At 63.0% G+C, this 21,118-nt stretch carries 15 protein-coding genes; 7 read left to right on the forward strand and 8 right to left on the reverse strand.

Annotated elements, in window-relative coordinates; translation table 11 throughout:
- Nucleotides 1-18: 18 nt before the first annotated feature.
- Nucleotides 19-1,851 carry an ABC transporter ATP-binding protein gene (locus PLN84_RS01705; protein WP_348531869.1) on the reverse strand — a complete coding sequence of 611 codons (1,833 nt, stop codon included), beginning with the start codon at nt 1,849-1,851 and terminating at the stop codon, nt 19-21.
- A 412-nt stretch (nt 1,852-2,263) separates the two neighbouring features.
- On the opposite strand from PLN84_RS01705, the gene PLN84_RS01710 reads away from it, so the two are divergent.
- The 5 genes from PLN84_RS01710 (at nt 2,264) to uvrB (ending at nt 10,051) form a co-directional block, all read left to right on the forward strand.
- On the forward strand, nt 2,264-2,731 hold the full coding sequence (locus PLN84_RS01710; protein ID WP_292382864.1) for a hypothetical protein: 468 nt from the start codon (nt 2,264-2,266) through the stop codon (nt 2,729-2,731).
- 239 nt (nt 2,732-2,970) lie between these two features.
- The gene (locus tag PLN84_RS01715) at nt 2,971-3,348 is read left to right on the forward strand and encodes a PRC-barrel domain-containing protein (RefSeq protein ID WP_292382863.1); all 378 of its coding nucleotides are present in this window, start codon (nt 2,971-2,973) and stop codon (nt 3,346-3,348) included.
- A gap of 426 nt (nt 3,349-3,774) precedes the next feature.
- A complete protein-coding gene (uvrA, locus tag PLN84_RS01720; protein ID WP_348531870.1) occupies nt 3,775-6,579 on the forward strand; it encodes an excinuclease ABC subunit UvrA in 2,805 nt (934 codons plus the stop codon).
- On the forward strand, nt 6,576-8,126 hold the full coding sequence (gene uvrC, locus PLN84_RS01725; RefSeq protein WP_292382859.1) for an excinuclease ABC subunit UvrC: 1,551 nt from the start codon (nt 6,576-6,578) through the stop codon (nt 8,124-8,126). Before uvrA ends, uvrC begins: the two co-directional genes overlap by 4 nt.
- Nucleotides 8,123-10,051 (forward strand): excinuclease ABC subunit UvrB, encoded by a 1,929-nt coding sequence (gene uvrB, locus PLN84_RS01730; protein ID WP_348531871.1) that lies wholly within the window; start codon nt 8,123-8,125, stop codon nt 10,049-10,051. Before uvrC ends, uvrB begins: the two co-directional genes overlap by 4 nt.
- 606 nt (nt 10,052-10,657) lie before the next feature.
- On the opposite strand, the gene PLN84_RS01735 is transcribed toward uvrB, so the two are convergent.
- The 3 genes from PLN84_RS01735 to PLN84_RS01745 all read right to left on the reverse strand — a co-directional run bounded on the left by PLN84_RS01735 (nt 10,658) and on the right by PLN84_RS01745 (nt 13,112).
- The gene (locus PLN84_RS01735) at nt 10,658-10,882 is read right to left on the reverse strand and encodes a PspC domain-containing protein (protein ID WP_292382856.1); all 225 of its coding nucleotides are present in this window, start codon (nt 10,880-10,882) and stop codon (nt 10,658-10,660) included.
- A gap of 84 nt (nt 10,883-10,966) precedes the next feature.
- Nucleotides 10,967-12,238, reverse strand: coding sequence for an ATP-dependent DNA helicase RecQ (locus PLN84_RS01740; RefSeq protein ID WP_292382855.1), 1,272 nt, complete (start codon nt 12,236-12,238; stop codon nt 10,967-10,969).
- A gap of 82 nt (nt 12,239-12,320) precedes the next feature.
- Nucleotides 12,321-13,112 (reverse strand): N-formylglutamate amidohydrolase, encoded by a 792-nt coding sequence (locus PLN84_RS01745; RefSeq protein ID WP_292382853.1) that lies wholly within the window; start codon nt 13,110-13,112, stop codon nt 12,321-12,323.
- Between the two features lie 208 nt (nt 13,113-13,320).
- Between PLN84_RS01745 and PLN84_RS01750 the strand changes: the two genes are divergently transcribed.
- Entirely contained in the window at nt 13,321-14,622 is a 1,302-nt protein-coding gene (locus PLN84_RS01750) for a sodium-dependent transporter (RefSeq protein WP_292382851.1), read from the forward strand.
- A gap of 62 nt (nt 14,623-14,684) precedes the next feature.
- Here PLN84_RS01750 and PLN84_RS01755 read toward each other — a convergent pair whose 3' ends face one another.
- The gene (locus tag PLN84_RS01755; RefSeq protein ID WP_292382849.1) at nt 14,685-15,179 is read right to left on the reverse strand and encodes a redoxin domain-containing protein; all 495 of its coding nucleotides are present in this window, start codon (nt 15,177-15,179) and stop codon (nt 14,685-14,687) included.
- A gap of 142 nt (nt 15,180-15,321) precedes the next feature.
- Between PLN84_RS01755 and PLN84_RS01760 the strand changes: the two genes are divergently transcribed.
- Nucleotides 15,322-16,638: a hemolysin family protein gene (locus PLN84_RS01760; protein ID WP_292382848.1), complete on the forward strand. Its 1,317-nt coding sequence runs from the start codon at nt 15,322-15,324 to the stop codon at nt 16,636-16,638.
- Nucleotides 16,639-16,642: 4 nt separating this feature from the next.
- Here the strand turns inward: PLN84_RS01760 and PLN84_RS01765 are convergent, their stop codons facing one another.
- The 3 genes from PLN84_RS01765 to PLN84_RS01775 form a co-directional block, all read right to left on the reverse strand.
- Nucleotides 16,643-17,191 carry an FKBP-type peptidyl-prolyl cis-trans isomerase gene (locus tag PLN84_RS01765; RefSeq protein WP_348531872.1) on the reverse strand — a complete coding sequence of 183 codons (549 nt, stop codon included), beginning with the start codon at nt 17,189-17,191 and terminating at the stop codon, nt 16,643-16,645.
- Entirely contained in the window at nt 17,152-20,346 is a 3,195-nt protein-coding gene (locus PLN84_RS01770) for a tetratricopeptide repeat protein (protein ID WP_292382844.1), read from the reverse strand. Before PLN84_RS01770 ends, PLN84_RS01765 begins: the two co-directional genes overlap by 40 nt.
- A gap of 249 nt (nt 20,347-20,595) precedes the next feature.
- The gene (locus PLN84_RS01775; protein ID WP_292382842.1) at nt 20,596-20,982 is read right to left on the reverse strand and encodes a rubredoxin; all 387 of its coding nucleotides are present in this window, start codon (nt 20,980-20,982) and stop codon (nt 20,596-20,598) included.
- Nucleotides 20,983-21,118: the final 136 nt, after the last annotated feature.

Here is a 21,118-nt window from a genome sequence, read left to right on the forward strand (position 1 = left end):
ATCGGCCTGCGGTCGAGATCAGGGGGCGACCGGTCGGGACCCGGGGTCGATCCCGTCTGCGGCTCCCCGACACTCCCGCACCCGTCCGCCCTCGATCGTGAGGACGCGGTCGGCAAGTTCCAGGAGCGATGGACGGTGGGAGATGAGGATGGTCGTCCGGCCCCGGGTCAGCACCCGGAGTATCTGCCGGATCCGGTCCTCGGTTTGCAGGTCCAGCGCCGATGTGGGCTCGTCGAGGATAAGGATGGGCGCGTCTTTCAGGAACGCGCGGGCGATGGCGACCCGTTGCCGCTGGCCGACGGAGAGCTGGGTCCCGCGATCCCCGACGATCGTCCCGTAGCCCTCGGAGAACTGCATGATATCCTCGTGGATCTGCGCCTTCCGTGCAGCCCCTATCACCTCCTCGAAGGTCGCGTCAGGCTTGCTGTAACGGATGTTCTCCTCGATGGTGGTGTGGAAGAGAAAGAGGTCCTGCGAGACGAGCGATACCTGCCGTCGCAGCCACCGGGGGTCGAGCGATGAGAGGTCGCGCTTATCAAGCGTGATCGTGCCGCGCTGCGGCATAAATGCCCGGAGAATCAGGTTGATCAGCGTCGTCTTCCCCACGCCGGTTCTCCCGACGACGGCGACCGTCTCGCCGGGACGGGCGACGAAAGTTGCGTCCCGGATGACCGGGTCCGACTCAGCATAGCCGAACCAGACGCCGGAGAACTCAATCAGGCCCTGCACGTCGGCGGGCGCAATCCCCCCGGTGCCGGGGGCGGTCCCCGCCTCGCCGCTCATCCGGAAGAGTTCGCGCAGGCGGCCGGCGGACGTGAGCGCGGGCTGCATGACGACAGGAAAGGCGAAGAAGGTGTTGACGGTGGGGGCGAACGTCACGATGTAGACCGCGAACGCGACAAAGTCGCCAACGGTCATACCGCCGGCGAGCACCTCGTTCCCGCCGAACCAGAAGGCTGCGATCAACATGAGCGACATCGTGCCGATCCTGAAATACTCCGAGAGCGCCGAGAGCATCGTGTTCCGGATCCGGGCATTGACCATGTTCCGGAGCGTCCCGGAGACCTTGCGCACCTCCCGGTCCTCCGCGGCGTGCGATTTCACGGTATCGATGCCGGAGATCACCTCCTGGAGGTCCCGCGAGACATAGGCCTGCCGCTCGCGTTCCTGGTGGGTGGCGGCGCGGATCCTTCGGATGAAGACAGCGTTGACCAGCAGGTAAAGGGGGATGAAGGCGATGACGACAAGGGTCAGCCTGAGGTTCAGGATGAAGAGGATGACGAGGGTGAAGGCGACGTAGAGGGCGTTTGCGATGATCTGGGGGAGGTACTGGGAGAAGGTGTACTGCAGGATCTGGACGTCGTCGGAGAGGCGGGACATGATGTAGCCGGTCTGCTGCGACTTGAAGTAGGAGAGCGGGAAACTCAGGACATGCTCGACGAGGGTGGTCTGGAGATTGAAGGCGTAGCCTTCTCGGAACCGGGCAGTCCAATAGTTTCGGGCGAGATCCATGCCGCCGGTAAAAAGTCCGAGCGCGAGGAGGGCGACGGTGAGGATGTTGAGCGACGAGAGGATCCCACCGGCTTCCGCGAGGAGAGTATCGGGGAGCGGGGTCTCCCCGAGGAGGATGTTGTCGATGAGGAACTTGATGCTGAGTGGGAGAACGGTCTTTGCGGCGGAGACGAGCGCCGTCGCTACGAGCGCCAGCACGCCCACGCTCCAGATCGGCCGGGCGAACCGGAGGAAGAAGACGAGGTCGGAGAACTGGAGGTCCCTGTCGACCTTCGCCGGCTGCCGCATGATATCCCGGGTGAAGGCGACGGTTCGCCGGCAGTAGTCTGTGATGCTCATGGTATACGGGTCCGCTTAAGGAGCGACGGCTCCGTTGCAATTCCATACGCTCCTCGTGTATAATACCTGCGCACCGGCGGCCGGGGCAAACCAGAACAGCATCGTGCGCCGAGATGCGATTCCCGGATGGTATCGTCAAACGCCTGCCGTTTCTCCGGGGCGGTTGTGGGGGCACTGGCGATCGGTGCGGTCTTCCTCCTCGGTCGCGTGGAGATCCACCCGGATCCGGTGATGACGGTGGCGTTCCTCTTTGGCGGGGGCTCATCGCCGGACTCTTCACCCGGAGCACGGCGAAGGACGGCGCCATCACCGGCGCCATATGCGGGGCAGTCGTGGCCCTCATCGTGGCCTCCGCCACAACCCTCATGAGTCTCGTCGAGAGCAGACCTCAGTATCCCCGTTCCGGACGACCTTGATCTTCTACACTCTCGTCCTCACTGCACTCCTCCTTCCCTACAGCGCCATCGGCGGGGCAGCCGGGGATGCGGCGGGAAACGGTATCCGGAGGGGCGCGGCCGGGGCGGGCGAGCGGACCCGGTGGCTCAGGATCGGTGCCGGCACGGCCATCATCGCCGGTTCGACTCTTATATTTGGTTTTCTCGGCCCGCTGATTGTAGTTTCTCCGCTCGTCGGCGGCGTTATCGCGGGGTACGCTGCCGGCAGCAGGCCGGAGGACGGTCTCGAGGCCGGGCTTGTCACGGCGCTCTTCGGGACCGGTCTCTTTTCTATCCCACTACTCTGGACTGCTTCTTCCGGCACGGGGTTCGTCGCCGGGCTCGCGGGGATGGCAACGGTCGCGCTGGGATTATTGTTCCCTCTCTTCGGGGCCGCCGGTGGGGCTGCCGGTGCGGTTATGCGTGGGAACCTCCGGCAGGACTAGTAGCGGTCGGTCGAAGAGGTCGTTGCTCGCCGGTCGGGGAAGGTTATGGCTGCGATGCTCCCTGTTGCCTGTGACAGAGGAAGCCGGGGGTACTGCGCTCCGCTGTCGCACGGAGAACGGCTTTTTCCCACAATATGTTCTGATTATTATATTATCACAAAAATTAAATACTCCCCGGCCCGTATCGACTCCGTTGGAGTGGGAACCTCTGTCCCACGGATTCTGGAGATGTGATGTAGATGAAAGGGGCTACCACAACGGTGGAGAGACGAAGTATTGTACGAGGGAGAGATCTTGCGGATTACTCGGTTCGGAATCCGCGGGGTGAAGACCTCGGGAGTATCAAGGATGTCGTGATCGATATCAGCGAAGGCTGCATCGCCTACGCCGCCCTCTCGTTCGGGGGTATCATGGGGCTCGGCGATAAGCTCTTTGCCGTCCCCTGGGAGGCGCTTCAGTACAACGGGGCTGACGACGTCTTCGTTCTGGACGTGTCCAAAGAGCGGCTGGAGAACGCACCCGGGTTTGATAAGGACAACTGGCCAACGACCGCCCAGCGCGAGTGGCTCACCGGCATGTACAGTCACTACGGGTATACGCCTTACTGGGAGCGGTGAGCCCCGGGGAAGAGCAGGAACCGGATCGGTTCGCGGGCCCGTGTGCAGACCCGGGTCCGTGACCGGCGTGTTGCACCGATTCCTCCCCCGACTCAAGTCGGGGGGCTCCTCGGCCCATGATCCTGAATATCCTTTTTTTCGCACCGGGCCGCCTGACGAGCGCATACTCGTTATTCCCACCCTTCGACCGAACGGGTCTCTCAGCGTCCCGGGAGCCGGAGGGGGGTCTTCTCGCCCACAGGGATGATGCGAACCGGTGATCTGCGGGGGTGGGGGTCCGTGCCGCGATACGTTCGCCACCCACGCCCGGGCCCCAACGGCCCCTCCAGGCCCGTCTGCACCCGAGCCTTTCGTCGGAATTTTTATTTAAAGATTTGGATCGCAAACGGCTATGAAGTATCAGGACAAAGAGATCTGCATACAAAAATGAAGAAAATCGTCATCAAGGGGGCACGGGAGCACAACCTCAACAATATCACCGTCGAACTCCCGCGCGACCGGCTTATCGTCCTCACCGGCGTCTCCGGATCGGGGAAATCCACGCTTGCCTTCGACACCATCTATGCCGAAGGGCAGCGGCGTTACGTGGAGTCGCTCTCCGCTTATGCACGGCAGTTCCTCGGGCTGATGCAGAAGCCGGACGTCGACAGCATCGACGGGCTCTCGCCTGCCATCTCCATCGAGCAGAAGACGACGTCAAAAAATCCCCGGAGCACCGTCGGCACCGTCACCGAGATCTACGACTACCTTCGGCTCCTCTTTGCCCGGATAGGAAAACCGTTCTGCCCGGAGCACCAGATCCCCATCGAGGCCCAGTCGCCGGAGAAGATCGCCGATCATATCGCCGAGGTGATGGCCGGGACGGTTACCATCCTCGCCCCGGTCGTCCGGCAGAAGAAGGGGACCTACCAGCAGGTCTTCAAGGACCTCGACCGGGAAGGCTACACCCGGGTACGGGTCAACGGCGAGATTCGCCGGACCGACGAGGAGATCGCCCTCGATCGCTACCGGAAGCACGACATCGATGTGGTCATCGACCGACTCTCCGTAGACGAGCGGTCCCGGCTCGTCGAAGCGATCGAAAACGCCCTTGCAAAGTCCGAAGGGCTCGTCATCGCCGTCGACGAGGATGGCCGGGAAGAGACCTGCTCATCGCTCATGGCCTGCCCGATCTGCGGGATTGCGTTTGAGGAACTCCAGCCCCGGATGTTCTCCTTCAACAGCCCGTTTGGCGCGTGTGATGAGTGCAACGGTCTCGGAATCAAGATGGAATTCGACCCCGACCTGATCATCCCCGACAGGAACAAGTCCATCGCCGAAGGTGCCGTCATGCTCTACCGGAACTTCCTTGACGGTTACCGGAACCAGTACCTCAGCGGTGTCGCAAAACACTTCGGGTTTTCGGTCTTAACGCCGATCAAGGACCTCACCGAGCAGCAGTATACGGCGCTGATGTTCGGCTCGCCGGAGCACCTTCGCCTCTCGATGAAGATGAAGAACGGGGACGCGTGGTCGCGTTCCGGGACGTGGGAGGGTCTCGTCCCACAGACCGAGCGGCTCTACCGCCAGACCCAGTCGGAGTACCGCCGCCGCGAACTCGAGAAGTTCATGCGGGTCCTTCCCTGCCCGAAGTGCGGGGGCAAGAGGCTCAAAGATAAGGTCCTTGCCGTGAAGGTTGCCGGGAAGTCCATCGTCGAGGTCACCGACCTCTCCATCACGGGGGCACTCTCATTCTTCCGGACCCTGGACCTCACCGAGAGCGAGCGCGAGATCGCAAAACAGGTCCTAAAGGAGATCATCGCCCGGCTCGAGTTCCTGAAACAGGTCGGCGTCGGCTACCTGACCCTCTCGCGGAGCGCAGGCAGCCTCTCGGGCGGGGAAGCACAGAGGATACGCCTTGCAACACAGATCGGGTCGAACCTGACGGGTGTGCTCTACGTCCTCGACGAGCCGTCCATCGGGCTGCACCAGCGGGACAACCGGAAACTGCTCGAGACCCTGCAGCATCTCCGCGACCTGGGGAACACTCTCGTCGTGGTGGAGCACGATGAAGAGACAATCCGGAGCGCCGACTGGGTCGTCGACATGGGACCGGGGGCCGGGCTCCACGGCGGCGATATCGTTGCACAAGGCCCTCCGGATGCTGTCTCGGCAAACCCGGCCTCGCTCACGGGCCGTTATCTCTCCGGCGACCTCAGGATCGAGGTCCCCCCCGATCGCCGGAGGAGCGATCGGTTCATCCGCCTTGCGGGCTGCCGGGAGAACAACCTGAAAGGCATCGACGCGAATGTCCCCATCGGCGTCCTGACGGTCGTCACCGGGGTCTCGGGGTCGGGGAAGTCCACGCTCATATACGAGACGCTCTACCGGGCGCTGATGCGGGAACTCCACGGTTCGCGGGAACCCCCGGGGGAGCACGACAGCCTCACGTTCGACGACGAGATCGACAAGGTGATCGTCATCGACCAGAGCCCCATCGGGCGGACGCCGCGCTCGAACCCGGCGACCTACACCAAGGTCTTCGACGAGATCCGGAAGGTCTTTGCCGGGACCAAGGAGGCGAAGGTCCGGGGCTACAAGCCCGGCCGGTTCTCGTTCAACGTCAAAGGCGGACGGTGCGAGGCCTGCCAGGGCGACGGGCTCATCAAGATCGAGATGAACTTCCTCCCCGACGTCTACGTCGAGTGCGAGGAGTGCAAGGGGGCGCGCTACAACCGCGAGACCCTCGAGGTGAAGTACCGGGGCAAGTCCATCGCCGACGTCCTCGAGATGAGCGTCGAGGAGGCGATCGCCCTCTTCGAGAACGTCCCCTCGATCAGGAACAGGCTCGATACGCTCTCCCGGGTGGGGCTCGGCTACATCAAACTCGGCCAGAGTTCCACCACCCTCTCGGGCGGCGAGGCGCAGCGGATCAAGCTGACCCGGGAACTCGCAAAGCGGGCCACAGGGAAGACAATCTACCTCCTCGACGAACCGACGACCGGGCTGCACTTCCACGACGTGAAGAACCTGATCGCCGTCCTCGACGACCTGGTGGCCCGGGGAAACACGATGGTCGTGATCGAGCATAATCTGGACGTGATCAAGTCCGCCGACTACGTCATCGACCTTGGTCCGGAGGGCGGGGACGCCGGCGGTGAGGTCGTCGCGGCCGGAACCCCCGAGGAGGTCGCTGCGGTGGAGGGGAGCCACACAGGCGCGTTCTTAAAAGAGATCCTTAAAACACCATGATCGATCCCCAGAAACTTCCAACCGAGCCCGGGTGCTACCTCTTCTCCGACGACGAGGGCACCATCATCTACGTCGGGAAGGCAAAGAACCTCAAGCGGCGCGTATCAAGTTACTTCTCCCGGCACGACCTCGACCCGAAGACCAGACGGCTCGTCGCCGCGATCGCCGGGATCGACTTCATCGTCACCGATACCGAGGTCGAGGCGTTCATCCTCGAGAACACCCTGATCAAGAAGCACCAGCCGAAGTACAACATCGACCTCAAAGACGCGAAGAGATACGCCTACATCCACGTCACCGACGAGCCCTACCCCCGGATCCACACTGCCCGTCAGCCCGATGGTAACGGCCGCTACTACGGGCCGTTCGTCTCCGCACGGGAGCGTGAAGACCTACTTCGCCTCTTAAAATCACTCTTTGGCCTCCGGTCATGCCGGCGCCTCCCCCGGCGGCCGTGCCTCCGTGCACACATCGGCTCGTGCAGCGCCCCCTGCAGCGGGAGGATAACCGAGGACGACTACCGCGAGCGGGTCCGGAGGGCCGAGGCGGTCCTGAAAGGGGATATCGCCGGGCTCATCCGGACGCTCAGAGAGGAGATGGCGGCGCACGCGGAACGGCAGGAGTACGAGCGGGCGATGGAGCTCCGCGACCAGGTTGCGGCCCTCGAAGGGCTTCGGGAGCGGCAGCACGTCGACCGGCAGAAGACCTACAACGAGGATATCGTCAACTATATCGTGAGCGAGGGAACCGTCTTTCTGATGCTCTTCAACGTCGACCGGGGAACGCTTGCCGGGAAGCATGAGTACACCTTCGACGAGACGGAGGGGTTCCTCGAGGAGTTCCTCGCCCGCTACTACGCCCAGAACGAGCCCCCGGAGGAGGTGATCCTCCCGGAGCCGGTCGACGACGCGGTTGCCGGCTACCTCTCCCACCTCCGGGGCGGCAAGGTCCGGGTGGTCGTGCCGCAGCGGGGCGAGAAGAAGAACCTCCTCGACCTGGTCAGGAAGAACGTCGAGATCGGGTTCTTTGGGGACCGGATCAAACTGGACGAACTGAAGCGCCGCCTGCACCTCCCGGATCTCCCGGTCGCGATCGAGTGCTTCGACATATCCCACCTCTCCGGGACGGCGATGGTGGGCTCGATGGTCCGGTTCCTCTGGGGGAAACCCGACAGGCGGAACTACCGGCGGTTCCGGATACGGACGGTCGAGGGGGTCGATGACTTCGCCGCCATCGCCGAGGTGGTCCGGCGCCGCTACTCGCGCCTGCAGAAGGAGGGCGGCGAATTCCCCGACCTGATCCTCGTGGACGGCGGGAAAGGGCAGCTTGCGGCGGCAACCGCGGTGCTCAGGGACCTCGGGATCAAGGTCCCGATCGCGGCCATTGCAAAGCGCGAGGAGGAGGTCTTCGTGCCGGGCTTCTCCCACCCCCTGCCCCTTGAGAGGCACGAGAAGGCGTCGCTCTTCCTCCAGGAGATCCGCGACGAGGCGCACCGGTTCGCGATCACGTATCACAGAACGCTCAGGAAGAAGACAGTGGCACCATGACGGCATTTCACTTGAAAGCAGATTTTAAGCCTACCGGATCGCAGCCCGACGCGATACGGAAACTCACCGGCGGGCTCGCCCGCGGCGAGCGGTTCCAGACCCTCCTCGGGGTCACGGGGTCGGGGAAGACGTTCACGATAGCAAACGTAGTCGAGGCGGTCCGGAAACCCACCCTCGTCGTCGCCCACAACAAGACGCTTGCTGCCCAGCTCTACAACGAGTTCAAGTCGTTCTTCCCGGAGAACCGGGTGGAGTACTTCGTCTCCTACTACGACTACTACCAGCCCGAGTCATACATCGCAAAACGCGACCTCTACATCGAGAAAGACGCCCAGATCAACCCCAAGATCGAGCAGATGCGGCTTGCGGCGACCGCATCGCTCCTCTCGCGCCCCGACACCATCATCGTCGCCTCGGTCTCCTGCATCTACGGCCTCGGCAACCCCGCGAACTTCCAGGGAATGGGATTTGAGGTAAAGGTCAGGGACCGGATGCGGCGAGACGACATCATCCGGAGGCTCATCGAGATTCAGTTCGAACGCAACGACATCGAACTCGCGCCGGGCCGGTTCCGGGTGAAGGGCGACACGATCGATATCGTCCCCGGCTACTTCAACAACATCATCCGTATCGAACTCTTCGGGGACGAGGTGGACCGGATCAGCGAGATCGACAGGAACTCCGGCCAGCGGCTCGAGACGATGGACTACTTCTTCGTCTACCCGGCCCGCCACTTCGTCGCCCCGGAGGAGGAGAAGGAACGGGCGATCGTCTCGATACAGGAGGAACTTGAGGAGTGGCTCCCGAACCTCGGCATGCTCGAGGCGCACCGCCTGCGCCAGCGGACCCTTTACGACATCGATATGATCCGGGAGACCGGGACCTGCAAGGGGATCGAGAACTACTCCCGCCACTTTGATGGGCGAAAAGCCGGGGAGCAGCCCTACTGCCTGCTGGACTACTTCCCGGAGGACTTCATGATGGTGATTGACGAGAGCCACCAGACCCTGCCCCAGGTCCGCGGGATGTACCACGGCGACTACTCGCGGAAGAAGTCCCTCGTGGACTACGGGTTCCGGCTCCCGTCGGCCTTCGACAACCGGCCGCTGAAGTTCGACGAGTTCTCGGGCTACATGCGAAACGTCATCTTCGTCTCGGCGACCCCGGGGGATTACGAGCTGGAGCGCTCAAGCGTCGCGGAGCAGATCATCCGGCCGACGGGGCTCGTCGACCCGGCGGTCGAGGTCCGGCCGATCGAGGGGCAGATCCCGGATGTCATCGCCGAGATCCGTGCCACGATCGAACGCGGCGACCGTATACTCCTGACGACCCTCACGAAGAGGCTCGCCGAGGAACTCTCGGAGTACCTGGCCGAACAGGGAATCAAGACTCGCTACCTCCACTCCGAGATCAAGACCATCGAGCGGACCGAGATCATCCGGCAGCTCCGGCTCGGGAAGTACGACGTCCTCGTGGGGATCAACCTCCTCCGCGAGGGGCTCGACATCCCCGAGGTCGGGCTCGTGGGAATCCTCGACGCCGATAAGGAAGGGTTCCTCCGCGACGCGAGAAGTCTGGTCCAGACGATCGGCCGGGCCGCCCGGAACGTGAACGCGAAGGTGGTGCTCTACGCTGACACCATGACCGACTCGATCAAGAAGGCGATGGCCGAGACCGGGCGGAGGCGCGCGATGCAGATGGAGTATAATGCCCTGCACGGCATCACGCCGCAGACGATCACAAAGCCGATCCGGGAGAAAGAGATCGATATCACCGACGTCAAGCACGTCCCGAAGTCGGAGATCCCGAACCTTATCATCGAGCTCGAGACCGAGATGCAGGAGGCGGCGGAACGCCTTGAGTTCGAGCGGGCGATAGCGCTGCGGGATACGATCCGGAAACTGCAGGGCGGGGAAACGCGGTAGGGGGCTGGCCCATCGAAAAACAGACGGGAAAGGCGCTCTGACAGTGGGGGTTGCAGTCACCTGCCGCTGATGAATGAAACCAATTGGGTGCGCGAAGGCCCGGTACGCTGGACCGTGAGGAGTGCGAGCATAGTGAGCTTGAGAAGGCCGAAGGCCTTTGGTGCAAGCGTAGCGGCGAGTTTGAGCACTGTGTTAGGTGCGAGGATGTGGCTGCACTCATTTCTTTTCGCGGGAGGCGGTTGGCCGTGCGTGCCGGTTAGCCTGTTCAGAATGTAGGAGTTCAGGTGATCTGTGTGTCCCTTCGCCCCGGTTCACGAGGTGTTCAAATTCTCTGTGGTCACTTGCCTACTTGCGGGGACTATTAAATTCCAGTCTGTCACTCCACCCATACACCGATTGCCACCTGCTATCGCCACGCACTGCCCCCGCCCCCTGGGGCGGGGGAGGAGCGCGAAGCGCGGGCGGGGTGGGGTCACAGAGGTATGACAATCTGTTGACTTTGAACCTGAACACTGAAGATACAAGGTAGAGACAGGGGAGGGGGGCATGCCCCCTCGAGGGCCTTCGGCCTTCTCATACTCCTGCCCTGCAGGCGGACCCTCCCCTTCACACCTCAACACTCCCCTCAACCGGGCGCATCGTCCCGCGCTGGGGCAGGATGATCCAGAGCAGGATGTAGATGGCAATCCCGGGCAGGAATCCCGTGAGCGCGGTGACGATTGCCCAGATCACCCGGATGACATTCGGGTCAATCTCAAGGTATTCTCCGATGCCGCCGCATACCCCGGCGATCCACCGGTCGTTTCGTGAGCGGTATAACTTCTTCGCCATGACAACTCGCCGGGGCCCCTTTTACCGTATGCGTAATAGGTGTTTCCCCGGAGGGGGAGGGGAGCGGCGGCAGTCCCGAACGGTTCAGCCGGCCGCCGGGCGAACGGCACCGGACTTCCGGCGCGTCGATCGCCGCCGGGACTTTTCGGCCGGCCGGTCCGGGGGGCAGGCGTCGCATCCGCCGCAGGGAAGAGCGTCGTAGCGTTCCCCGAAGTAGGCGAGGAGCCGCTCCCGCCGGCACCCCGTCGTGGTGCAGTAGTCCACCATCCTCTGGAGTTTCGAGCGTGCGACCTCGCGCTGGAACTCGGACGGGAGGTCGCGGTCGATGAAGGAACGAAGGCGTTTTGCGTCGTCGTCGTGGTAGAAGAGGATGCAATCACTCGCACCGCCATCCCTCCCGGCCCGGCCGCTCTCCTGGTAGTAGGCCTCGAGCGTCTTTGGCATATCGTAGTGGACGACGAACCGCACATCCGGCTTATCGATGCCCATGCCGAACGCGCTCGTCGCGCAGACGATCCCGACCTTCCCGCCGATGAACCGGTCCTGGGTCTTTTCCCGGGCGGCCGCCGTCATCCCGGCATGGTAAGAGAGCGCCGGAAGACCGTCGGCCCGGAGCCGGGCAGCGAGCGTCTCGGCTCCCTCCCTCGTCGCGGTGTAGACGATCCCGGCGTCGGTCCTCCTGCCCCGCAGGTAGGTGCGAAGTTGTTCGTATGCGTCCTCTCCCTTCGGGACGACGGCATACCGGAGGTTCTCCCGGTTGAAACTCCCGACGTAGACCGAAGGGTCGTTGAGGTTGAGCTGCCGTGCGATGTCCTCGCGGACGTCCGGGGTCGCGGTCGCCGTCAGGGCGACCATCGGCACACCCGGGAACCGTTCCTTGAGGACCGCGAGCGAACGGTACTCCGGGCGGAACTGGTGCCCCCACATCGATATGCAGTGCGCCTCGTCGACCGCAATCAGCGTGACAGGGAGGGATGCCGCGAGGTTGAGGAAGTCGTCGCTGACCGCCTTCTCCGGCGAGACGTAGAGGATCTGGACCAGGTTCTCCTCGAGGTCCGCAAGGACCCGGCGTGTCGTTGTGTAGGAGCCGGAAGAGTTCAGCGCTTCGGCGCCGATCCCGCGTGCCTGCAGATCGTCGACCTGGTCCTTCATCAGGGCGATGAGAGGCGAGATCACCAGCGCAACGCCGTCGCCGATGAGCGCCGGGACCTGGTAGCAGAGCGACTTACCGCCCCCGGTCGCAAGTACGGCGAGAGCGTCGCGCCCGTCCAGGATGTCCCGGATGATCTCCTGCTGGTAGGGCTTGAATGCCGTATGCCCGAAGTAACGCTGCAGGATCAGGTGCGTTCGGTCCATCACTATATAAGTGGGTGCTCTACCGGCATAGTCTCTTCGACCCCCGAAAATCGGGCAACACAGCCCGATCCGGTGGTGGTTCTTACCTTGAAACCTCGTCCCAGAAGCCGGTGAACGCGGCGAAGATCCGCTCCCGGAGCCCGGCAAGCCGTGCCTCGTCGACCTCGCGATCTTCTGTTTCGTAGAGGCCGCGGTTGATCTCGACCTGGACCCAGGGGATCCGCGTCCGCCGGTAGTGCGCCACCGATATGAACCCGCCCCGGAAGGGGTCGTTCATCGCAACCCTTCCTTCGCCGTCGAACTCTGCCTGGAACGACCGGGCAAGCGCCTGGAGCCACTCCGGCGGGCAGGTCACGAGGGCGCCTTTCTTCAGGGGATTCCCGTATCGGTCGCCCCGGTTACTCAGGCAAAAGAGCGGGCGTTCTCGTCCGACGTCCATCCGGACCGGGGGGGAACGCGGCAGCATGCTGTGGCAGTCGAAGGCGATCCTGATCGGAAGGGTATCGAGGGCCCGGGCCAGCCGTCCATGGAACGGGTGGTAGTAGTTCTGCAGGAGGAGCCCGATCAACTCCCTCCCGGGCACCCGGCCCTTCCGGAATACCGGGGTCCCGTCCTGCGTGATGACCTTGACCACACCGTCCTGGACCCGTGGAGGGTAATCGTAGGGCGCCCGGTTGGTGTCGACGAAGATCCGCGAGAGATCGAAGTCAATCAGCGTCTCCACCGCATTATCGAACCCGTACAGGAGGCGCGTATGGGGATCGCTGTTGAAGATGATCTCCTCTCGCGAGAGGTTAACGAGACTCCGGACCTCGGGCGGAACAGAGACGCCCCCGTGGGGAATCGAGACAAGGAAAGGATACCGGCCGCTCAACCTCCTCCACCTCCTTCGGGATCGCTTCGGGAACCGGCGCTCATGCTGCCTCCAAACGCTGGTGTATATGAGGCACCGGTACTAAAGCGCACCGGTCGCAGAAGTCGGCACAGGCTGCCGGCAGCATGGGGAGGAGGACAGTTCGGCCGACCGGGCACGCAATTTATAATGGCGGGGCCACCATCTAACGATCGGAGGCCGGTTTGAGATGGTTCAGGATAGAGAGCAGTGGTCGTCAACCCTGGGATTCATTCTCGCAAGCATCGGCTCGGCCGTAGGGATAGGCAACATCTGGCGGTTTCCCTACATCGTGGGTGTCAACGGGGGCGGAGCGTTCCTGGTCCCGTACGTGATCTCCGTTCTCCTCTTCGGCGTTCCCTTGATGATGCTCGAACTCGCCATCGGCCGCTCCACGGGGAAGTCGGTGGTCTCCGCCTTCCAGTCGATACACCGGCGTTTTACGTTTGCAGGCCTCATCATCGTCGCCGTCGTCAGCCTGATCCTCGGCTACTACCTGGTTATAACGGGCTGGGTACTCGCGTACGCGCTCTCCTTTATCATCGGGCAGCCGATGGCGTTCGATATGTTCACCGATTCCTATCTCCCGCTCATCTTCTTCCTCCTCTCAGGGCTCACCGTCTTCGTGACCGTGCGCTCCGGGGTCCGGAAGGGAATCGAGAGGGCCTCCCGGTACCTCATCCCGGTCCTCATCGCGATCCTCCTCTTCCTCGTGGCCTTCTCCCTCACCCAGCCCGGGGCGGTCGAGGGGATCGGGTTCTACCTCGCTCCGGACACCTCAAACCTGACTGACCCCGGCGTCTGGATCGCAGCGTTCGGGCAGGCCTTCTTCTCGCTCTCCGTGGGCATGGGGATCCTGCTCACCTTCGGGAGTTATCTCCGCAAAGAGAGCCTCTTTCGGAGCGGCATCATCATCGCCGCCGCCGATACGCTGATCGCGATCCTTGCCGGGCTCATAATCTTTCCCCTCGTCTTCACCTCGGGCCTCGACCCCGCGGCCGGGGTGAACCTCGCGTTCGTGACCCTCCCCTCCGCTTTTATCCGGATCCAGTTCGGTATGATGCTCGGAGCGCTCTTCTTCCTCATGCTCTTTGCCGCAGCCCTCACCTCCGCGGTCTCCATGCTCGAGGTTCCCGTGGCGGCGCTGATGGACTCTTACGACTGCCCGAGAAGGCGTGCGACGCTCCTTGTCGTTGCCGCAATCATGCTCCTCGGCCTGCCGTCCGCCCTCAGTTACACCGCCCTGAAGTTCTCAGTCTTCGGGATGCCGTTCCTCGACCTCGCCGATTATGTCTTCGGGACGATCGGCCTCATCGCCGCAGCACTGATTGTCGCCATCGTCGGCGGGTGGTTCATGAACCGCATCCGGATCTGTGCGGAGATCGGCGGGTGCGGATGGCGGCAGAGAGTGTATATGGCGCTCATCCGCTACGGGGTTCCTGCCGTCCTGCTGGTCACGCTGGCAGGCAGTCTCCTTCGGGGTGCAGGATGAGCGGGGCCGCCTTCCCCGGCCCGTACTCCCCGAGAACCCTCGTCGGAGCGTCGGAAAAAGGGTTAAAACTTCGGCACCTGCTCTTCTTCCCGCCTGCTCGCTTCCTCTGCGCGGAGGATCTCAAGGACGTCCTGCATATCGGGAACCGTCGTCGTCGGATACTTCTCGACGAATATGACGCGCTGGAACTCATCGATGACGATGTTTGCCCGCCGGGCATAGCCCTTCGTGCCGTCAAAGACGTCGTACATCTGCGCAACCTCGCCGTGAGGCCAGAAGTCTGCAAGGAGCCGGGTCTGTTTGATGCCGAGACTCTCCGCCCACGCCCGTTTGCAGGGGACGGAGTCCACACTGATGCCGAGGGCAACAGCATCCAGGGCATCGAACGCCTTCCGGTTCGTCTCCAGCGCCTGCATCTGTCGTGCACAGATGCTGGTCCAGGCCAGCGGGTGAAATGAAAGGATAACCCGCTTTCCCGAAAAGCCCGATGAGCGGATCTCGTTTCCGTTCTGGTCGGGAAGCGAGAAGTCCGGTGCCAGTTCGCCAAGTTCGACCATCGTGCATCACCCGGTGAGAATCGGGCCCGTCGATGATAAACATTTCTCATGGTCGACCCGGGTCGTTCCCGGTGCCCGAGGGCTTCATCTGCCCCTCCGCGAATCCCGCAAGTTTAAGACTTCTGCCATTGAGAGTAATACGATGCCCCTGGCTACCGATATCGCGATCATCGTCCTGCTGATACTTGCAAACGGCTTCTTCTCGATGACAGAATTTGCGCTCATCTCTGCGAAAAAGTCACGCCTGCAGAAGAAGGCAGAGGACGGCGATGCCGGGGCGGCGACCGCCCTCAACCTTGCCGAGGACCCGACACAGTTCCTCTCCACCGTTCAGGTCGGGATCACCGTCATCGGGATCCTCTCCGGAGCTTTCGGTGGGGCGACGCTCGCGGGCCCTCTTGCGGAGGTATTCACCGGAATCCCACTGGTTGCCCCATACAGCGGTCCGCTTGCGGTCGTAATCGTCGTCGCCGTCATCACCTACCTGACGCTCGTGATCGGCGAACTGGTGCCGAAGCGGGTGGCGATGAACAACGCCGAACGGATTGCATCGTTGGTCTCGCGCCCGATACGGCTCCTCTCCCTGGCCGCCGCCCCGCTCGTCCGGGTGCTGACCGCCTCGACCGAGGCGATCCTTATGGTGCTCGGGGTGCGCAAGCCCTCGGGCCCGGAGGTTACTGAAGAGGATGTCAGGGTCCTGATCGGTCAGGCCACCCAGGCGGGCGTGTTCCAGGAGGCGGAACAGGATATGGTGGAGAGCGTCTTCCGCCTCGCCGACCGGCGGGTCAGCGTACTGATGACCCCGCGTCCCGACATCGTGGCCGTAGACGTGGAGGATTCCCTCGAAGAGAACTGGCAGATGATGGTGGCGTCGGGGCACATCTACTTCCCGGTCTTCCGCGAGCACCTGGACAACCTGCTCGGCATCGTCTCTGTCCGTGACCTCTGGGCGCGGATGATCGCGGGCGAGACGCCCGACCTTACGAAGGCTATCAAACCCGCCCTCTTCGTGCCCGAGAGCGTTCCTGCGCTCTCGGTTCTCGATGAGTTCAAGACAACCAGAGCGCGGATAGCCCTTGTCACCGACGAGTACGGGAGCATCCAGGGGCTGGTCACCATCCACGACATCATGGAGTCGATCGTCGGCGGCATCCCGTCGACCGGGGAGGTGCCGGAGGGCCAGGTGGTTCGCCGTGAAGACGGGTCGTGGCTTCTCGATGGGATGCTCCCGGTCGACGAGCTCCACGACCTTATCGGCACCGATACCCTGCCCGGAGAAGGGCACGGATACTACCAGACGCTCGGCGGGTTCGTGATGATGTATCTTGAGCGGACACCGAAGACCGGAGACAGGTTCACCTGGAAGAATCTCCAGTTCGAAGTCCTCGATATGGACGGCTACCGGGTCGACAAGGTGCTCATCATGCCGTTGGCCGCCGGCGAGGAAAAAAGTGAGTAGATTTTTACCCGATCTCAACGAGCGTGACGGTGAACGTGAGGTCAACACCTGCAAGGTGGTGGTTCGCGTCGATGGTGACCGCGTCGGGAGATACACCGGCGACCCTCCCGGGCAGCACCTGCCCGCCTGAGAGGGTTATCCCGACCTGGTCTCCGACGGTCAGGTTCTCGCCCCCCGGGATCTCGGCCGGGTCGGCGACAAAGACGAGTTCCTCCCGGTGCGGCCCGTAGGCCTGGTCGACAGGAACATGGATGGTCTTCGTCTCTCCGACCTGCATCCCGACGACACCCGCATCAAACCCGGGGATCACCGCATTGCTGCCGACGACAAACTCGAGCGGCTCACGTCCGGCGGAACTGTCAAAGACCGTCCCGTTCTCGAGTGTTCCGGTGTAGTGGACCCTCACAGTATCCCCGGGCTTCACCACCGCCTGCCCGCCGTCGCTCGCAACGCAGCCTGAGGCAAGGATCAAGGCGCACGCGATCAGGAGGACGGAATACACCTGCTTTCTCCTCATAATTCTCCCCCGCTCTCGAGCGCCTTGCCGAAGCATTCCACTGCCTCTGCAAACCTGCCCTGTCGATCAAGCGCTCTTCCTTTCAGGTACCATGCCCGGGCATGCCGGGGGTCCATCTCCAGGACCTTATCGAAGCATGCGCCTGCCTGATCGTGTCTGCCCAGGTGACCGAGAGCGAGCCCCTTGCAGAGCCAGGTGTGAATGTCCCCACCGCCCAGTCCGATCGCCGTATCGAACGCACTGACGGCATCGGCATGTCGTCCGAGCGTATCCATGAGCATCCCGGTGACGTTCCAGATAGCCGCGTTCTTCGGGTCGATCTCGACTGCCTTCTTGTAACTCATCAGGGCGTCATCGTACCTGCCCGCCTTTTCGAGCACCGCTCCCCGCATAAAGAGAGCGGCGGGGTTATCAGCCTGGATGACGATGATCTTGTCGATCGACCTGACCGCCTCCCCGTAACGGCCAAGATGGATGAGGGCCGATGAGCGGGCATGGAGGGTCTCGATGCTGGCCGGTTCCCGGTCGAGCACCCGCGTATAGACGTCGAGCGCATCCTCGTGCCTGCCGGCCTTCTCGTGCGCCTCCCCGAGTCTCCGCAGGGTGAGGGTATCCGCCGGATCGGCCCTGATCACCTTCTCGAAACATTCCACCGCATCGACGTAACGCCCGAGCCACATGAAGATCTCCCCGCGCCGCTGCCAGGCAGCCCGGTTCTCCGGGCTGGCTTCGATGATGCCGTTGGAACACTCCAGCGCCTCGTCATACCGGCCCATATGCACAAGGGCGCTCTCGAGGGTGTACCACGCCTCAGCGTCGCGCTCATCGCCTTCGAGCACCAGCGCATACTGTCTGATTGCGTCGCCGAACTTCCCGTCCCGCTCAAGCGCCATCCCAAACGCCATTCTCGCATCCCGGTCGTCGGGAGAGATCTTCAGGTAACGCTCGTACGCTTCGGCCGCCTCCTGGTGCCTGCCGACGGCCTCCAGCATATCCGCCCGGATCTTTGTGACCGCCGCATTCGAGGCGTCGGAGGCGAGCACCCGGTCGCAGCACTCGATCGCCTCCTGGTGCCTGCCAAGCCGCGCGAGGGCGACGGCGAGGGCAAAGAAGGCACCGATATCTTCCGGCCGCCCGGCGGTCACTTTCGCATAACACTCCGCTGCATCCGCGTACTGCCCCATCCTCTCCAGGGCCCGGCCCCGGTTAAGCCATGCAAAGAGGTCTTCCGGGTCGGCGAGGGTGACCTGCTCAAACCGCTCGGCGGCCTCCTCGTACCGCCCGAGCGCCGCGAGGGTGATCCCGAGGTTCATCAGGTCTCCCCCGGCATCCGGATTGGCTGCAAGGAGCGTCTCGTAGCAGTCGGCGGCTTCCGCATAGCGCCCGAGACCCTCGAGGATCCGGGCTTTCCGTGTAAGTATCCCGGGACCTGCCTCCGCCACCCGGTTGATGGACTCGAGCGCCTTCTCGTATTGTCCCAGGTGTTCGAGCGCCGTGATTCGGCCAAGGAGGGCAGCCCGATCGGCCGGGGCCCCGAGGAGCGCCCGGTCAAAACAGGCGAACGCCTCCTCGTACCTGCCAAGGTGCATGAGTGCGTCTCCCCGGTTCTTCTCCGCTGCCGTATCCCCGGGGTTGGCCGCAAGAAGGACATCAAACGTCTCCGCCGCCTCTGCATACCGTGAGAGGTGCATCAGGGCATTCCCCTTCCGGTGCAGGGTGTGCGGGTCGTCGCCAGCGGTGTCCCGTACCCGGTCAAGAGACGCCAGGGCATCGTCGTACCTGCCGAGGTCTTCGAGGACGTCCGCTTTCATCGAGCGGGCGGCGATGTTATGCGGCTCTTTCGCAAGAATTACATCAAGGCGACGATTGGCCTCGTCATACCTGCCGAGACGGACGAGTGCGATGCTGCTCTGGAGCAGCGCGGAGGTGTTTCCCGGGTCGGCCTCGAGGAGTTGTTCGAAGTTCTCCTGCGCCTCCGCATAGCGCCCGAGGTTGAGCAGCGCAACCCCCCGGCAGTTCAGGATGATCTCGTTTCGGGTATCGATACTCGACGGCTTCTGCTTCCCGGGACCCCCAGACCCGTCTCTCTCGAAGAGCGCAAGGTCGGTGCCGCTCCCGATCCACTTCATCCCGGTCATCGACTGGTTCTCGAGCACCCGGTCGAACGACCGGATCGCCTCGGCGTACTGGCCGAGGCGGAAGAGCGCCATGCCGCGGGCGTACCACACCTGGCCCTGACCCTGATCGTGCTTCAGGATCTGGTCGAAACTTTTGACCGCCCGATCGTAGCGGCCGAGTGTATCGTAGACCAGCCCCATGGAGTACCGGACCGGGATATGATCCGGATCGGCGAGGGCGACCTTATCAAAGCATTCCATCGCGCCGGTATAGTCTCCAGCCCTGAGGAGGAGTGAACCGCGGTGATACCAGGCAGGCATATTCCCCGGATTGACGGCGACGATCTCTCCATAGCAGCCGGCGGCGTCCCTGAACCGGCCGAGATGCTCGAAAGCCAGGGCTTTGCCGTAGAGTGCGTCGAGGTTGCGAGGTTCCGTATCGAGCACCCGGCCGAACGTCTCGACGGCATCGGGGTAGTCCCCCCGGTACAGGAGAGCAGCCCCTTTCTTTGCGAGCGCATCGGTACTGTCAGGATTCGCCCTGAAGATCCTCTCGAAGGTGGCCGCCGCTTCCCGGAAGTCACCGGCCCGTTCGAGCATCCTCCCGAGTATCTCACGGAGGACGACATTCTCCGGGTCTCCGTCCAGCGCCCGCCTGTAGGCTGCTGCCGCGTCGGCATACCGGCCGAGCCGTTCAAGCATCTCCCCCTGCCAGTAAGAGGCGTCCGTGTCCGCGGGTTTTCCCTCGACGATCTTCGAAAAACATCCTGCCGCCTCCTCATAGTTGCCGGTTCGGGCGAGGGCGTGCCCAAGTGCCCGCAGTGTCCCTGCCTCGCCCGGAGCCGACTCAAGCGCCTTTCTCAGCCAGACCAGGGCTTCGTCGTCCCGGCCGAGGCAGGCGAGCGCCTGACCCATGGAGAGCCGGACCGGGCCGTTCTCCGGATCGATCTTGAGCGCCTTCTCGAAACTCTTCACTGCCTCACTGTAGTTCCCGGCCTCAAACTGAGCGGTTCCCTGCTTTATCGAGGGGTTCGCGTTCTTCCCCTGACCCAGAATATTACCGAAGAAATCCATCCGACACCATCTGCCGTTGCACGTTATATGGTCGTATTTTTCCCGCCATGCATCTCTCGACGGCACGTCCATGTTATGGTGGCCGCGTGTTCGCTAAGAAATAGTGCGTTCGCCACTATTTGAGAAGACCGGTTTGTCCTACGGATCAGCTCCTGCCCGTACTGTTGTCGCGGCCATCGAGAAATGGGTGTCGCCGCGGGAGGTATGCGGTGCTCGCACAAAACCGGGAGAGAGGCAGGTCGGGCCGCCTCAGATATCCAGGATTGGCTCGAACTGCGCCTTGCCGACCGGCCCGTGGAAACTCGTGATCCTTGGGTCCATCCCGCAGACCGGGCATACGTAGTCTTCCGGCAGATTCTCAAATGCAGTGCCTTTCGGGTAGCCACGGAGCGGTTCCCCGCGGTTTTTATCATACACGTAGCCGCAGATCTTGCAGACGTACCTCGTCGGCTCCCAGGGTTCGAACCCCCATGTTCCTATCGGCCCTTTGCCGGTCGCACCGCAGACCGGGCATACGTAGTCCTCCGGCAGATCCTCAAACGCAGTGCCTTCCGGAACGCCCCGGTGGGGTTCGCCCCGTAGCGGCGAGTAGATGTAGTTGCAGTACTTGCACCGGTATCGTTTCACTTTCTCCATACGGATCACGCTCACCCAGGGTGATCACCCTGCGCAATAACCCGGTGAGGGAGGTTCCACCAGATAAGGTTTCCGTGAATACGGGAGCCGGAGGCCGGGGGCTCCTCACTCTCCCGAACCTGCGACAGGGTATCCC

Source organism: Methanoculleus sp., from assembly GCF_035363275.1.
In the GTDB taxonomy this organism is placed as follows: Archaea; Halobacteriota; Methanomicrobia; order Methanomicrobiales; family Methanoculleaceae; genus Methanoculleus.